The sequence below is a fragment of the Curtobacterium sp. MCPF17_011 genome, assembly GCF_003234145.1.
GTDB lineage: Bacteria > Actinomycetota > Actinomycetes > Actinomycetales > Microbacteriaceae > Curtobacterium.
The window spans coordinates 112685-128529 of sequence record NZ_QKSK01000007.1; the positions used below are offsets into that span (position 1 = coordinate 112685).

Genomic DNA, 15845 nt, shown 5'->3' on the forward strand with positions numbered 1-15845 from the left:
GGACGGGAGGCCCGCCTCACGACGCGCACACCGGGAACGCCCCGGTGGTCGATGGCGGTGTCGGTCAGGTCAGAGGCGCGCGCCGGCCAGGCTGCCGGCGATCCCGAGGACGACGAGGGCGACGATCGCCCAGCCGTGCACACGGTGCACGATCGGTGCCGCGGTGACCGTCGCCGGGGGAGCGCCGTCGTACGCGACCGGGGCGGGTACCCGCGCACGCATCTCGTCCGCCGCAGCGGCGACGCTGAGTTGCACCGGGCCTCCCGGCCGTTCGATCGCGAGCCGTGCCGTCGGACGCGGCGCGATCCAGACCCGCTGTTCACCCTGGTCGGTGACGACCTCGAGCCCGTACTTCGACCGGACGTCCTGCACGCGGCGCCAGGCGAAGCGGGTGGTGCGGCGGACGTCGACGACGACCAACTCGTCCTCGGTCAGCTCGATGCGCGGACGCCAGAGCACGACCCAGGCGAACCAGGCGGTGAAGAGGGACGGCACCGGCACCAGCCACGCGGCGCGGAGGCCGTTCGTGACGAGTCCGATGACGACGAGGGCGACGGCGACGACCCAGAGTGCGACGGCGAAGCGGCGCATGTTGGTCGCGACGATCCGGGTGGGCGCTGTCCGTTCGGGCATGGGGGCAAGCCTAGGAGAGACCGCATCGGCGGGCGACGAGAGCGCCTCCCCGGGACCACCCACCGAGCGGACCAGACAGGCCGAGCACGTACCGGCAGGAGACCCGATGTCCCGGGGAGGCGAACCCGGAGGTCTGCAGGGCAATCATCGTCACCCCGTCGGTCCCGCCTGTCAACGCCTCATTCGACGAGTTGCTCGATCTGGTCACGGATGACCTCGGCGCGCGGGAAGCGGAGGCCGACCAGGCCCACGTGCCGCCAGCGCACCAGGCCGTCCGGACCGATGACGAAGACGGAGCGGCGGAGGCCGAGGCCGGGCACGTGGACGCCGTAGGCGCGGACGACGTCACCGGCGACGTCGGAGAGCAGTGGGAAGGAGAGCGACGCGTTCCGGGCGAAGCCCTCGTGCGAGTCGAGCCCCTGCGGGCTGATGCCCCAGACCACGGCACCGAGGTCGCGGAAGTCGTCGAGTTCCTGCTGGTAGGAGCAGAGTTGGGCGGTGCAGACGGGGGTGGCGTCACCGGGGTAGAAGGCGAGGACGACCGGGCGGCCGACCTCGGCCGCGAGCGAGTACTCCGCGTCGTTGCGGACACCATCGCGGACGATCATTCCGGGGAGCGCGAAGCCCGGCGCCGCGGTGCCCGTGTCGGGGATGGCCATGGGGCAACAGTACGGTCCGGGCAGTCGATGCGACGGGGACTGCACCGTGCATGTCCTGCGAGAGCGCACACCGGACGGAACCGGGACGACGAAGGGGCCGGACGCAGTGCGTCCGGCCCCTCGCTGACCGTCAGTCGGTGGCTACTTGGTGAAGCCGACCTTCGTCCAGTCGATGTTCTGCGCACCCGCGAACGCGCCGTAGTTGGCGAGCTTCGGGTTCTGGGCGACCAGCGCGGGCTTCGCGGTGATCGGCATCGAGTGTCCGATCGACCAGACCTGCTTGTCGATCTTGTTCCAGATGACGTTGGCCTTGTCCGAGTCCGGCTCGGACAGCGCCTGCTTCGTCAGCTTGTCGATCGCACCCGAGCTGACGCGGCCGTAGTTCTGGCCGGTGGCACCCGAGGTGTAGATCGTCGCCGCGCTGGAGTGGAAGCCGGTGCCGCCCCAGACGAAGATCGTCATGTCGTAGTTGCCGGGGGTGACGTACTGCTCGAAGAAGTCGTCGGTGGCGACCGACTTCAGGGTGAGCTTGACGCCGATCTCCTTCAGCTGCTGCTGCATGACCTGCGCCAGCTGCTGCGAGGTCGGGGCACCGGACGGGATCGTGACGGCGATCGCGAGCTGCTTGCCGCCCTTCGAGCGGTAGGTGCCGTCGGTCTTCCAGCCGTCGTCGTCCAGCAGCTTCTTCGCCTTCTCGACGTCGAAGTCGCCGTTCGGCTTGATGTTCGACTTGTAGCCCTTGTCCGTGGACAGGAACAGGTGGTTGTCGAGCGTGCCGAGCTTGTAGGGCAGGGTGCCGCCGATGACCTGGGCCAGGGCGTCACGGTTCACACCGTGCTGGATCGCCAGCCGGAGCTGCTTGTCCTTGAGCAGACCGTGCGACGAGAAGTCCACGTGGGTGTACTGCGCGGATGTCGAGGCGAGGATCTTCGAGTTCTTCACCTTCTTCACCCGGTCGAAGCGCTCCGACGTCGTCGTGAGGACGGAGTCGATCTCCTTGTTGAGGTACGCGTCGACGTCGGCGTTGCCGTCCAGCGACCGGAAGATCACCTGGTCGAGCTTCGGCTTGTCGCCCCACCAGTTGTCGTCCGGCTTCATGGTGACGGTGCCGGCGGTCTCGTTCAGGTCGGTGATCTCGTACGGACCGGACGAGACCGGGACCTTGCCCTTGTACCCGTTGTTGAACTGGTCAGGCGTGCTGGTCTGGCTGGCCGGGTACAGCGGACTGAACAGGGACTTCCAGTCCGAGAACGGGGTGGCGAACTCGACCACGACGTCCTTGTCGGTCGCGCCCTTGGTGACGGAGGAGATGTCCTCGTAGCCGGTCGAGCCGGCGATGAGGTAGGCCTTGTCCTCGCCGTTGGTGGTCTTCCACTCGTTCTCGAAGTCACGCCAGGTGATCTCCGAGCCGTCGCTCCACTGGGCGTCGTCGTTGATCGTGTACGAGATCGTGAGCGGGTCGTCGCTCGTGACCTCCGCCTTCGAGACGTAGTCGGTGTTGAGCGTCGGGGCACCCTTGCCGTCGATCGTGTAGATGAACGGCATCGTCGCCTGTTCGATCGTCGACGCGTCGACGAGTGGACCGTCGACCTGGTTGTAGTTCCACTGCGAGACCCACTGCGAGATCGGCAGACGCAGTGTGCCGCCGTCTTCCAGGTCCGAGACGGGCTTCGCGTTGATCTGTGCCGAGGTCGGCAGCGTCTTCTTGCCCGAGTCGTCCGAGGCGGACCCGCCGGATCCACCCGAGCCGCCCGAGCAACCGGTCACGGCGAGTGCGATGCCGGCGAGGGCCGCCGTCACCACGATGACTTTCCTGTGCTTCATTTCGTTCCCCTCTGGAAGTTGTCGTTGAGCCTAGGGCCCCCCAGCGGGGGTAGAGCGCTTTTTCTGCATCCGACGTACTTTCGTTACGAGCCCGGCCGTGGCGCGACATGTACCGGAAACAAACGAGGCTCTATGGTGGCCTCCATGATCCGCTTCCTGGCGCGTCGATTCGTGTACTACGTCGTGCTCGTGTTCCTCGCGACCTCGCTGACCTACTTCCTCGCGTCAGCGACGTTCAGCCCCCGCTCCGTCTACGCGCAGCGGAACCCCGCGCCGTCAGCGCAGGTCATCGACGCCAAGCTCGACGACATCGGCGTCAACGACAAGACCCCCGTCGTGATCCGCTACGGGCACTGGCTCGAAGGCGTGGTGCACGGTGACCTCGGCCAGACGATCCAGGACCGCTCCGTGAACGAACAGTTCTTCCCGCGGCTCGGGGTGAGCCTCCGACTGCTGCTCGTCGGGTCGATCGCCGGCATCGTGCTCGGCGTGCTCGTCGGCGTGTGGAACGCGATCCGGCAGTACCAGATCTCGGACCGGGTGAGTGCCGCGATCTCGATCGTGCTGTTCTCGACACCCGTGTTCCTGACCGCCGTGTTCCTGAAGATCGGTGCGACCAAGCTCAACCAGGACGCCGGCAGCCAACTCATCAACTTCACCGGCGAAGCCACGCCCGGACTCGACGGATCGGCGTTGACCCTGCTCGTCGACCGCGGCGCGCACCTGCTGCTGCCGACGATCTCGATCGCGGTGGGCCTCATCGCCATCTACAGCCGCTACCAGCGCGCGACCATGCTCGACGTCCTGGGCTCGGACTTCCTCCGGACCGCTCGGGCGAAGGGGCTCACGCGCGGCCGCGCCACGTTCAAGCACGGCCTGCGCACCGCACTCATCCCGATGACCACGCTCTTCGCCTACGGGTTCCTCGGCATCCTGACCGGGGCCACCCTGACCGAGAAGATCTTCGCGTGGAACGGGCTCGGTTCGTGGTTCATCGACGCGGTGAACGGCAACGACGTCAACGTCGTGACGGCGTACACGCTGTTCGCCGCGGTGGTGGTGCTCATCGCCGGGTTCCTCGCCGACGTCGCGACCGCCGCGCTCGACCCGCGCGTCAGGAGGGCATGACATGACCGACACCCGGATCGAACCCGTCGACCCGTCGCTCATCGCGCGGAGCGACACCCCGGCCCGTCCGAAGCGGCAGGGCAACCGGTTCCTGCAGACCACGCGGCGCCTCTTCATGAACCGCGGTGCCGGCATCGGCGTCATCGTCGTCGTGGTGCTGTTCGCCTTCGCGTTCATCGGCCCGCTGGTCAGCCCCTGGCAGTACTCGGCGATCGACTACACGTCGTTCACGCGACCGCCCAGCGCAGCGCACTGGTTCGGTACGAACGGCATCGGGCAGGACGTGTTCGCGCAGACCGCACGCGGCATGCAGAAGAGCCTGCTGATCGGCCTGCTCGTCGCCGTGTTCTCGACCGCGATCGCGGCGATCACGGGTGCGGCCGCCGGGTACTTCGGCGGCTGGGTCGACCGCATCGTGATGTTCTTCGTCGACATGCTGCTCGTGCTGCCGTCGTTCCTCATCATCGCGATCATCAGCCCGCGCATCCAGAACGCCGGCTGGCTGGTCCTGGTCGTGCTCATCACGCTGTTCGGCTGGATGATCACCGCCCGTGTGGTGCGGGCGATGACGCTGTCCGTCAAGGAACGCGAGTTCGTCCGGGCCGCCCGCTACATGGGGATCGGCCCGTTCCGGATCATCTTCCGGCACATCCTGCCGAACGTGGCGTCCTTCCTCATCATCGACGGCACGATCCAGGTCGCCACCGCGGTGCTCGGCGAGACGACGCTGAGCTACTTCGGCTTCGGCGTGCAGGCACCCGACGTCTCGCTGGGCACCCTGATCGCGCAGAACCAGGCCAACGCGCTGACCAGCCCGTGGCTGTTCTACTTCGCAGCCGGCGCGCTCGTGGTCTTCGCGATCGCGGCGAACCTGATCGGTGACGGTCTCCGCGACGCCCTCGACCCCACCTCGACGACCGGCAAGCGCGAGAAGCGCAACCGCCGTCGTGACCAGAACCAGGCGGCCGTGGACGTGGCCGCGTTGAACACGCAGGCCGGCTCCGGCGTATGACCGCCGCACTGACCATCGGGGAAGCAGCATGAGCACCATCACGAACGGGTCGGCCGCGACGCCGACGACCACCACTGAGCCGATCCTGCGGGTCCGTGACCTGCACGTCCGCTTCCCGACGCCGCGGGGGACCGTGCACGCGGTCCGCGGGGTCGACCTGGAACTCCGACGCGGCGAGGTCCTCGGCATCGTCGGGGAGTCCGGGTCCGGCAAGTCGGTGACGAGCATGGCCGTCCTCGGACTGCTGCCCGAGACGACGAAGGTGACCGGCTCCGTCGAACTCGACGGCGAGGAACTCCTCGGCCGCTCGGACAAGCAGATGAGCCGGCTTCGTGGCGACAAGGTCGCGATGGTCTTCCAGGACCCGCTGTCCGCGTTCACACCGGTGTACACGATCGGTGACCAGATCGCCGAGACCGTCCGCCTGCACCGCGGTGCCTCGAAGGCGGAGGCCCGTGCCCGTGCGATCGAGCTCCTCGAACTCGTCGGGATCCCCGAGCCCGCCCGCCGCGTCGACGCCTTCCCGCACGAGTTCTCCGGCGGCATGCGGCAGCGCGCGATGATCGCGATGGCGATGGCGAACGACCCCGACGTGATCCTGGCGGACGAGCCCACCACGGCGCTCGACGTCACGATCCAGGCGCAGATCATCGAGGTGCTCCGGACCGCCCAGCGCGAGACGGGTGCGGCGCTGGTGTTCGTCAGCCACGACCTCGGGGTCATCGCGGGCATCGCCGACCGGATCGCCGTGATGTACGCCGGCCGGATCGTCGAGACAGCGACCGCCGAAGAGCTGTTCGCCCGTCCGCGCATGCCGTACACGATCGGACTCATCGGGGCGCTCCCGCGGCTCGACGCCACCGACCGGTCGCCGCTCGTGCCGATCCCCGGGTCGCCGCCCTCGCTCATCGACCTGCCGGACGCCTGCCCCTTCGCGGCTCGTTGCCCCCTGGTCAGCGAGGTCTGCCGGTCGACCGAGCCGGCCCTCGCTCCGCCGGTGGGCATCGGCATCGCAGCCGTCGACGCCGCCGCCGTCGGTACCCGGGCGGATGCGGACGAGACCACCGCGAGCACCGCCACGCCCTCGGCTGCCAGCGCGTCCCGTCCACTGCACGCTTCCGGTCACACCGCCGCATGCCACCGCACCGCCGAGGTCGCCGCCGCCCACGCGGATGCCGGCCGGATCTTCGCCCTGCCCGTCGTCCCCGAGCACGCCGCCGCGGTCGAGGCGTCGCGCACCGACCGTGAGCCCGTCGTGCACGTCGAAGGGCTCACCAAGACGTTCCCGCTCGTCAAGGGCGCCGTGTTCCGTCGGAAGGTCGGCGACGTCTACGCCGTCGACGGAGTGGACCTCGACATCCGCCGCGGTGAGACCCTCGGCCTCGTCGGCGAGTCCGGCTCCGGCAAGTCGACGACCCTGCACCAGCTGATGGACCTCGAGCGTCCCGAAGCGGGAACCGTCGAACTGTTCGGCGAATCACTCGCCGACGCCACCGCCCGCGGTGCAGCCGGCACACGGGCACTGCGTCAGCGCATCTCGATGGTGTTCCAGGACCCGTCCGCCAGCCTCGACCCGCGCATGTCGGTGTTCGACGTCGTCGCGGAACCGCTCCGAGCGATCGGTGCGCCGGCGTCCCGCATCGACGAACGGGTGCCCGAACTGCTCGGCCTGGTCGGGCTGCAGGCCGCCGAGGCAGACCGTTACCCGCACGAGTTCTCCGGCGGGCAGCGGCAGCGCATCTCCATCGCACGTGCGCTCGCGGTGGAGCCGGACCTCGTCGTCCTCGACGAGCCGGTCTCCGCCCTCGACGTGTCGATCCAGGCTGGCGTGCTCAACCTGCTCGCCGAACTCAAGGCACGCCTTGGGCTCTCGTACCTGTTCGTCTCGCACGACCTCTCCGTCATCCGGCACGTCGCCGACCGGGTCAGCGTGATGTACCTCGGCCGCACGGTCGAGGAGGGTGCCGTCGACGAGGTCTTCGAACGCCCGATGCACCCCTACACGGCAGCACTCATGTCCGCCGTGCCGGTGCCGGACCCCGTCATCGAGCGGTCCCGCACGACGATCCTGCTGCCGGGTGACCCACCCAGCCCGACCGAGCGACCGACCGGCTGCCGGTTCCGGTCACGCTGCCCGCTCTACGCGATCCTCCCGGAGGAGGAGCGCCGCCGTTGCGAGCAGGAGTCGCCCGAGAAGGCGCCCCGCCGCGGCGAGGACGTCGACCACCGCGCGGCGTGCCACTACCCGGAGAAGGTCCCGTCGATCGCGGCTTAGCCGTGGGATGACGGGAGGCGGTGCGCACGACGTGCGAACCGCCTCCCGTCCGTCTCGTGGTGCGGCTCAGATCTTCGGAGGGCTGATGACGGGGGAGTCCCACGTCGGCGGATCGGGGTACTCGCCGGGCCTCGAACTCCCGGGGGTGCAGTCCGGCGGCACGGCTCCCGACTGCTTCCGAGAGGGCATCGTCGTCGTTGGTCCAGAACAGGTGGCTGTAGACCGTCAGCGAGTAATGACCACTCCGTTGGACGAGGTACTCGACATGCCAGCCGTCGTTGGTGAAACCGTCGAGGTAGTAGGTAGGCCCGACCCGTTCGACGTGGGAGCTCCAGTCGTTCGCGGTGAAGTAGTCGAGCATCGGGTTGAGATCTGACTTGGCTCCCTCTGCGCCTTCGGGGTCGTACGAGCGACTCGAGGTCAGTGCGTAGGTGTTGTGCGTGTCCGCACCGGGCAACGGTGCCATGCCGTCGCCGCCGATCTGGGGGATGTCGTCTCCGCCGTTCCAGTGCCACTCGCCGCCGTGGACAGCGAGCTGCGCTCCCTCGAGCAATCGCTGCATGTGGTCGTAGCGGTCGCGGTACCGATCGAACTCCTCATGGAGTGTCATCGCGTGGACCTGTTCCTGGGTGAGTCCGGCGGCGTCCTTCGGCATTTCTGGCCCCCTCGCCGCGCAACCGGCCAACCCGAGCACGGTCAGAGCGACGGCTACGAGCCCCGATCGGTGGCGCATCGTCAGATCTCGGGCTGGTTGATGATGGGCGACTCCCATGATGGCGGGACGGGGTGTTCGCCCGGGACGGAGTCGTCCGGCCACTGCAGCGCAGACCTGCCGTACACAGCCGTCGACAGGTCGAGCGCGTCGTTGGTCCAGAACAGTTCGCTGTAGACGTCGAGGGAGTACCGCCCGTTGGTGCGGAGGCTGTAGTTGATCTGCCATCCGTCGCCTGTGTTGGCCCAGACTTCGTAGCTGTCGGAGATCGCGCGTTGGTCGATCGCCCACCCCTGGTGTTCGAAGTACTCGATCATGGGGTCGAGGTCGCGCTGCGCACCGGTGGCGCCAGGTGGCATCCAGATGCGGCCAGAAGTGAGGAAGTAGCTGTTCTTGGTGTCTGCTCCGGGCAGGGGAGCGACCCCGTCGCCTCCGATCCCAGGGATTCCGTCGCCGGCGACCCATTCCCATTCGCCATCGTGGACGGCGAGCTGCGCTCCCTCGAGCAGCCGTTGCATGTGTTCGTAGTGGTCGCGGTAGCGGTCGTACTCCTGGTGGAGTGTCAGCTCTCGGACCTGTTCCTGGGTGAGTCCGGCGGCGTCCTTCGGCATCTCTGTTCCGCCCGACGCGCAACCGCCCAGTAGCCCGAGAACGGTGGAGGCGATCACCCCGAGTCGAATCCGGTCTCGCATCGTCAGATCTTCGGAGGGCTGATGATCGGGGAGTCCCATGTCGGCGGATCGGGGTACTCGCCGGGTCTGGAGTAGGCGGGGTGACGTCCTCCGGCGCGGCCGCCCACAGCTTCGGACAGGGCGTCAGCGTCGTTCGTCCAGAACAGGTCGCTGTAGACCGTGAGCGAGTAATGACCGCTCTGTTGAACGAGGTACTCGATACGCCAGCCGTCATCGGTGAAGCCGTCGAGGTAGTAGGTACGACCGACCCGTTCGACGTGGAAGCTCCAACTGTTCGCGGTGAAGTAGTCGATCATGGGGTCGAGGTCAGACCTGGCCCCCTCGGCGCCTTCAGGGTCGTACGAGCGACTCGAGGTCAGGGCGTAGGTGTTGTGCGTGTCCGCGCCGGCCAGCGGGCGCGCCCCGTCGCCGCCGATCTGCGGGATGTCGTCCCCGCCGTTCCATCGCCACGCTCCCTCGTACAGCTGTCGCTGCGCATCGGCGAGCACCTCCTGCATCTTCCGGTACTGCTCGCGGTAGCGGTCGAACTCCTCACGCAAGGAGAGCGTGGCGACCTCCTGCTGCGTGCGTGCTCCTGCGTCTTCGTCCACGGTCCCCTCTCCGGACGTGCACCCGACAGTCAGCCCGACTGTCAGGAGGACGGCACCGATCGTGCCGACTGTCCTGGTCGACGTCTTCATTCCGGCCTCCCCGTTGCGATGATCTCGGCGATGTGCCGCTGTGATGTGGCTCCCGGTGACAGGTACCCCACGCCCCGCGGCGGGTACATGTCGTGACCAGTGACCGCGTTCGTTTCCGGCCCTGCCTCCGCCGAGAAGACGTGCACGCTGGGCAGTGCACGCGGGTCGGTCCGACCGATCCTCCCGAGGCGGGCCGTGTGGTCCTGCTCACCCTCCGTGGCGAAGACCTCGCCGACGTTGAGGTGCTCGGGCTTCGTGTCGTCGGTGAGCCCCACGGACCCGTACGTGACGACGGCATCGATCCGGTACCGCGTCTGCGCGGTCGCTTCGACAGCGACCGCAGACCCGTAGGAGTGTCCGAGCACCGTCAGACGGCGAGGGCCGTTGCCGTTCCGGCTGTCGCGGACACCATCGAGGAAGGACGTGAGCTCGGCCCCGCCCGCGACCGCACGCTGCTGGGAAGGCACCTCGATGGCCGCCGGTGCCCGGTAACCGAACCAGGAGACGAAGGCGAAGGTCGACGAGGGGGTGAGTCGCATCGCTCGGCGTACCACGCCGTTGGCGGCGCGGACCTTCTCATCCGCGCTGTCGAGCGTGGTCGTTGCGCCCGGTACGTTCACCGTGACGTTCGACGCCGTGTCGAGGTCCCCGAGTGACACCGCAGCGACGAGTGCCCCGTCCGACGCTCCGAACCCGACGAGTTGCGCCACGGCCGCGGACGGTGCGTCGAGTCCCTGCGCCAGTCGATCCGCCCGCCGTACCCCCTTCCACAACGCCGCCACCTGTCGACGGAACTCGTCCATCCCCACCGCCCCGTAGGCGTACGGCAGCCCGAGCATCCGGTACACCCGCTCCGGGTTCGCCAGCGCGGCGGTCAGGACCGCGCGCGAGGCGATGTCCCGCGCCGCAGCCGGGACACCGTCGAGGTTCGCGATCTGCAGCTTCGTCGCCAGGGGGAGCGCGCGGAGGTCGTGTTCCGACAGCCCGAGTCCCCGCCAGGCCGCTGCGACCTCGGCCGGCGTCGCCGACGGGTCCAGTGCTCGTCGGAGTGCCGCGGGCATGGTCGACGTGCCGGCGACGTCGAGGGTCCCGTTCGCCAGGGACACGCGACCACCCGCGGCGGCGAACGCGTCTGCGATGCGTGCCGCCCATGCTGCGTCCTCGGCGTTCTCGGCCAGGTAGTCCCCGAACCCGACGACCAGGGTGGCCTCGTCGACCGGGACCCAACTGCACCGACTGATGAAGCCCGCCCACGCGTTCCGGACCCGTGTCAGGTCCTGTTCGGTGGCCGCGTCCTGCACATGAGCCGAGTCGCTGAACTCGCGGATGCGCCGCGGGTCGGCACCGCTCCGGCCGCCCGTACCGCTCGGACCACCCGCGCCACTCCCGCCGCCGCTGCTCCGCGGCCGGGTCCGCGCACGGAACGACGCCGTCAGCGGTGTCGGACGGACCGGGGTGTCCGCCGGCTCCGGGTCCCAGAGACAGCTGGACCAGTCCAGTGTCGGCCGCAGCGGGGCTCCGACGGTGAGGAGGGCCCGGTCCCGTTCCCGTTCGCGCTCCTGCCACGCGGCACGAGCCTCCTGTCGCCGGCGCTCCTCGTCCGCCTGACGGTTGACGACGTGCAGCTGGACGGCGAGGTCCTCGAGCGCCCTCGTCAACCGGACCCGGTCCTCCGACTCGATCGTCCGGGCCGCCTCGAACAGGCGCGCGTACGCACCCTGGAAGTCGCGCAGCGCCGTCTCGGCGCTGGCACGTCGGCCGGCACCGCTCGCCCGGAGGCCCAGCGCCGCGTCCGTCAGGCAGGCGAGCAGCCGTGACGCGGCCACGTCGTCGAACTCGATCCCCATCGTTCCCCACATCGCTCGGTGCAATGTGTGGAACGTAGCATTTCAGGAGATCAGTGGCGAAGCTCTCCGTGTTCCTGTGGAGGACCGGCCACAGCGTCCTGGCTGTGCATCACGAGAAGAGCCCGGGGAAGGCCCGCACGACGAACGGGTAGCCGACGAACACGGTGGCGTCGAGGAGCACGTGCGTGATCACGAGGGGGAGCAGTCGTCCCCACCTCGTGTAGATCCAGCCGAAGACGATGCCCATCACCGCGTTGCCGATGAACGCGCCGAAGCCCTGGTACAGGTGGTAGCTCCCGCGGAGGACCGCGGTGGACAGGATGACCTGCCACCGCCCCCACTCGAGATCGCCGAGGCGTGCGTACAGGTAGCCGACGACGATCACCTCTTCCTGCAGGCCCGATCGGACGGCCGACAGCAGGAGCACCGGGATCGTCCACCAGTACGACCCGAGGGCGGCCGGGTCGACGGCGACGGTGATCCCGAGGGCGCGGCCCGTGAAGTACAGCGCGAGGCCCGGGACGCCGATGCAGAGCGCGATCAGGGCCGCACCGCCGAGGTCAGGGCGGACCCGGAAGCGGTCGATGCCGAGCCGGCCGAGGTGCGGACGCGAGCTGCTCCACAGCAGCATGCAGACCAGTGCCACGGGCGCCAGGTCGACCGCGATCCCCAGGAGCTGACGCGCGAGGTCCACGTACTGCACGGTCGTCGTCGAGGTGTTGAGCGCCGTGGACTGCTGTCCCAGCGGCGTCGTCTGCGACAGGTCGTCGATGATCTGCAGCACCGAGTAGAGCGCGCTGGCGCCCAGTGAGAGCATGAGGACGACGGTGATCTCGGTCCACGTTCGCCGACGGCTCATACGCTGTACTCCCTCTGCTTGCCAACTACCGGTAGACTGGCGAGTCGGGCATGGTCCCGAAATCCGTCGGGCACCGTCCCGCACCCTCGGGCCGGTCCCGAATCCCTTCGGGACGAGCCTGAGAACCCTTCGGGACCGGCCCGAACCCCGGGCACTCGCCCGATCATCTTCCGAACACAAAAGGATGTCCTGTATGGCGCTCGCCACTCGGTCCGACCTGCGCAACGTCGCCATCGTGGCACACGTCGACCACGGCAAGACCACCCTCGTCGACGCGATGCTGACGCAGACCAACTCGTTCGACGCCCACTTCGAGGGCGAAGACCGCATGATGGACTCGAACGACCTCGAGCGCGAGAAGGGCATCACCATCCTCGCGAAGAACACCTCGGTGCTCTACAACGGGAAGCACGCCGAGGAGTTCAACCCGGGCGGCCGCATCACGATCAACGTGATCGACACCCCGGGCCACGCCGACTTCGGTGGTGAGGTCGAGCGCGGCCTCTCCATGGTCGACGGTGTCGTCCTGCTGGTCGACGCGTCCGAGGGCCCGCTGCCCCAGACGCGCTTCGTCCTCCGCAAGGCGCTCGCCGCCAAGCTCCCGGTGATCCTGCTCGTCAACAAGACGGACCGCCCGGACTCGCGCATCGACGAGGTCGTCTCGGAGAGCCAGGACCTGCTCCTCGGTCTCGCCTCCGACATGTCGGACGAGGTCGACGACCTCGACCTCGACGCGATCCTCGACGTGCCGGTGGTCTACGCCTCCGGCCGCAACGGTGCCGCGTCGCGCAACAAGCCCGAAGACGGCACGCTGCCCGACAACGACGACCTCGAGCCGCTCTTCGAAGCGATCCTCCAGCACGTCCCGGCCCCGACGTACGACGACGAGCACCCGCTGCAGGCGCACGTCACGAACCTCGACGCGTCGCCGTTCCTCGGTCGCCTCGCGCTCCTGCGCATCTTCCACGGCGAGATGAAGAAGGGCCAGACGGTCGCGTGGGTCAAGCACGACGGCACCGTCGTCAACGCCCGCATCACCGAGCTCCTCATCACCAAGGCGCTCAGCCGGTTCCCGGCCGAGTCCGCAGGCCCCGGTGACATCGTCGCCGTCGCCGGGTTCGACACGATCACCATCGGTGAGACCCTGTCCGACCCCGAGGACGTCCGTCCGTTGCCGACCATCACGGTCGACGCCCCGGCGATCTCGATGACGATCGGCACCAACACCTCGCCGCTCGTCGGCAAGGTCAGGGGCCACAAGCTCACGGCCCGCATGGTCAAGGAGCGCCTGGACCGCGAACTCGTCGGCAACGTCTCGCTCAAGGTCGTCGACATCGGCCGCCCGGACGCCTGGGAAGTCCAGGGCCGTGGTGAGCTCGCGCTCGCCATCCTGGTCGAGCAGATGCGTCGTGAGGGCTTCGAGCTCACCGTCGGCAAGCCGCAGGTCGTCACCAGGCGTGACGAGAACGGCAAGCTGCAGGAGCCGTACGAGCACATGACGATCGACACGCCGGAGGAGCACCTCGGCGCCATCACCCAGCTCATGGCAGCCCGCAAGGGACGCATGGAGAACATGGTGAACCACGGCACCGGCTGGATCCGCATGGAGTTCATCGTGCCGTCGCGTGGCCTCATCGGCTTCCGCACGTCCTTCCTCACGGAGACCCGCGGCACCGGCATCGCCAACGCGATCTTCCACGGCTACGACGAGTGGGCCGGCGCGATCCAGACCCGCATCAACGGCTCGATCGTCTCCGACCGCTCCGGTGTGGTCACCCCGTTCGCCATCACGAACCTCCAGGAACGGATGTCGTTCTTCGTCAACCCGACCGAAGAGGTCTACGAGGGCATGGTCATCGGTGAGAACTCGCGCGCCGACGACATGGACGTGAACATCACCAAGGAGAAGAAGCTCACCAACATGCGGTCGGCCAACGCCGACACCTTCGAGTCGATGACGCCGTCCCGGCAGCTGTCGCTCGAGGAGTGCCTCGAGTTCGCCCGCGAGGACGAGTGCGTCGAGGTCACCCCGGACGCGGTCCGCATCCGCAAGGTCGAGCTGGACGCTTCGGCTCGCCAGCGGTCCTACGCGCGCCTCAAGCGCCAGGACGCGTAAGCAGAACCACTCGGGAGGCCCGTCCTCCCTCCCACGGCCCGGTCACCGCTCGCAGGTGGCCGGGCCGTCGGCGTCGGGAGATACGGTGGACCGGTGACTCTCGACCTGCTCTCGATCTACCAGGACCTGCACGCCCACCCGGAGCTCGGCTTCCAGGAGCACCGCACCGCGGGCGTCGTCGTCGACCGGCTGACCGAGATCGGCGGCATCACGGTCACCACGGGCGTCGGCGGGACGGGTGTGGTCGGTGTCCTCGAGAACGGTGACGGTCCGGTCGTCTGGCTCCGCGCTGACATGGACGGGTTGCCCGTGCAGGAGCGCACCGGCCTGCCCTACGCCAGCACCGACCGCGCGACGGACGAGGACGGCAACGAGGGGCCGACCATGCACGCCTGCGGTCACGACATCCACGTGACGTGGCTGCTCGGTGCACTCGAGCGTCTGGTCGGGACCACCGCGGACTGGAGCGGCACCGTCGTCGCGGTGTTCCAGCCGGCGGAAGAGGTCATCTCCGGTGCCCGCGCGATGATCGACGACGGCCTCGTGGAGCGCTTCCCGACGCCCGCCGTGGTCCTCGGGCAGCACTCGGCCCCGGCCCCGGTCGGCGTGGTCGCCGTGGGGTCCGGTGCCGTGATGGCGTCGAGCGACCGCTTCACCGTGACGTTCAACGGTCGCGGCGCCCACGGCTCCGCTCCCCAGGCGTCCCTCGACCCGATCGTCACGGCGGCCTCGGCGGTGGTCCGGCTGCAGACGGTCGTCTCACGCGAGGTCGGGCCGAGCGACGCAGGCGTCGTCACGGTGGGCTCCTTCCACGCCGGGACGCGACCGAACATCATCCCGGACACCGCGGTCATCGAGATATCCACACGGGCGCGCAACGAGGAGACCCGGGCGCGGATCGTCGCCTCGATCGAGCGGATCGTCCGGGCCGAGAGTGATGCCGGGGGTCTGGCTGCCCCGACGATCGAGCGCGCCCCGGGTGCCGACGTCCTGGTGAACGACGCCGAGCAGGCAGCGGTCGTCCTCGAGGCCGTGCGTGCCGTCGTGCCGCACGCGGTCGACGTGGAGTCCGGACTGGCGATGGCCTCGGAGGACGTCGGACAGCTCGCCACCGCCGCCGGAGCACCGATCGTGTACTGGTTCACGGGCATCACCGACCCGGAACTGTTCCGCCGCGGTGAGGACGTCCCGAGCAACCACTCGCCGTTCTACGCCCCGCAGGCCGACACTGCGATCCCGGTCGGGGTCGACGCCCTCGTCGCCGCGGCCCGCGCGTCGCTCGGCTGACGAGCGCGCCTGTCGCGGCGTGCCCGTCCCGGTGCGCCTGTCCGGCGTGCTCGCCCGGCGTGGGTGCCCGGCGCTCGTGCCCCCAGTGCGGGTGATCTCCCAGCCGATGCTCGACCAGTCC

The 15845-nt window shown here is 68.9% G+C and carries 12 protein-coding genes; 5 read left to right on the forward strand and 7 right to left on the reverse strand.

The features are described from left to right. Positions 1-69: 69 nt before the first annotated feature. From DEJ25_RS10625 to DEJ25_RS10635, 3 genes are all read right to left on the reverse strand, one after another. Positions 70-633, reverse strand: a complete 564-nt coding sequence (locus tag DEJ25_RS10625; RefSeq protein ID WP_110903290.1) for a PH domain-containing protein — start codon at positions 631-633, stop codon at positions 70-72. Between the two features lie 179 nt (positions 634-812). Further along, positions 813-1292: a peroxiredoxin gene (locus DEJ25_RS10630; RefSeq protein WP_110903289.1), complete on the reverse strand. Its 480-nt coding sequence runs from the start codon at positions 1290-1292 to the stop codon at positions 813-815. Between the two features lie 141 nt (positions 1293-1433). Continuing rightward, complete coding sequence (locus DEJ25_RS10635) at positions 1434-3116, reverse strand: ABC transporter family substrate-binding protein (protein WP_111044649.1); 1683 nt, start codon at positions 3114-3116, stop codon at positions 1434-1436. A gap of 144 nt (positions 3117-3260) precedes the next feature. Between DEJ25_RS10635 and DEJ25_RS10640 the strand changes: the two genes are divergently transcribed. From DEJ25_RS10640 to DEJ25_RS10650, 3 genes are read left to right on the forward strand one after another with little or no spacing between them, the layout of a single operon-like run. Beyond that, positions 3261-4244 (forward strand): ABC transporter permease, encoded by a 984-nt coding sequence (locus DEJ25_RS10640; RefSeq protein ID WP_110903390.1) that lies wholly within the window; start codon positions 3261-3263, stop codon positions 4242-4244. Position 4245: 1 nt separating this feature from the next. After that, positions 4246-5256 (forward strand): ABC transporter permease, encoded by a 1011-nt coding sequence (locus DEJ25_RS10645; protein WP_110903287.1) that lies wholly within the window; start codon positions 4246-4248, stop codon positions 5254-5256. A 28-nt stretch (positions 5257-5284) separates the two neighbouring features. Continuing rightward, entirely contained in the window at positions 5285-7531 is a 2247-nt protein-coding gene (locus tag DEJ25_RS10650) for an ABC transporter ATP-binding protein (RefSeq protein WP_111044650.1), read from the forward strand. A gap of 735 nt (positions 7532-8266) precedes the next feature. On the opposite strand, the gene DEJ25_RS10655 is transcribed toward DEJ25_RS10650, so the two are convergent. From DEJ25_RS10655 to DEJ25_RS10670, 4 genes are all read right to left on the reverse strand, one after another. After that, complete coding sequence (locus DEJ25_RS10655) at positions 8267-8854, reverse strand: hypothetical protein (RefSeq protein WP_111044651.1); 588 nt, start codon at positions 8852-8854, stop codon at positions 8267-8269. An 83-nt stretch (positions 8855-8937) separates the two neighbouring features. Beyond that, positions 8938-9525, reverse strand: a complete 588-nt coding sequence (locus tag DEJ25_RS10660; protein ID WP_111044652.1) for a hypothetical protein — start codon at positions 9523-9525, stop codon at positions 8938-8940. Positions 9526-9611: 86 nt separating this feature from the next. Next, positions 9612-11462 carry an alpha/beta hydrolase gene (locus DEJ25_RS10665; protein WP_181427415.1) on the reverse strand — a complete coding sequence of 617 codons (1851 nt, stop codon included), beginning with the start codon at positions 11460-11462 and terminating at the stop codon, positions 9612-9614. A gap of 109 nt (positions 11463-11571) precedes the next feature. Beyond that, positions 11572-12321: a CPBP family intramembrane glutamic endopeptidase gene (locus DEJ25_RS10670; protein WP_111044654.1), complete on the reverse strand. Its 750-nt coding sequence runs from the start codon at positions 12319-12321 to the stop codon at positions 11572-11574. A 193-nt stretch (positions 12322-12514) separates the two neighbouring features. Between DEJ25_RS10670 and typA the strand changes: the two genes are divergently transcribed. After that, the gene (typA, locus tag DEJ25_RS10675) at positions 12515-14437 is read left to right on the forward strand and encodes a translational GTPase TypA (RefSeq protein ID WP_110903279.1); all 1923 of its coding nucleotides are present in this window, start codon (positions 12515-12517) and stop codon (positions 14435-14437) included. A 93-nt stretch (positions 14438-14530) separates the two neighbouring features. Continuing rightward, positions 14531-15724, forward strand: a complete 1194-nt coding sequence (locus DEJ25_RS10680) for an amidohydrolase (protein WP_111044655.1) — start codon at positions 14531-14533, stop codon at positions 15722-15724. Positions 15725-15845 lie beyond the last annotated feature (121 nt).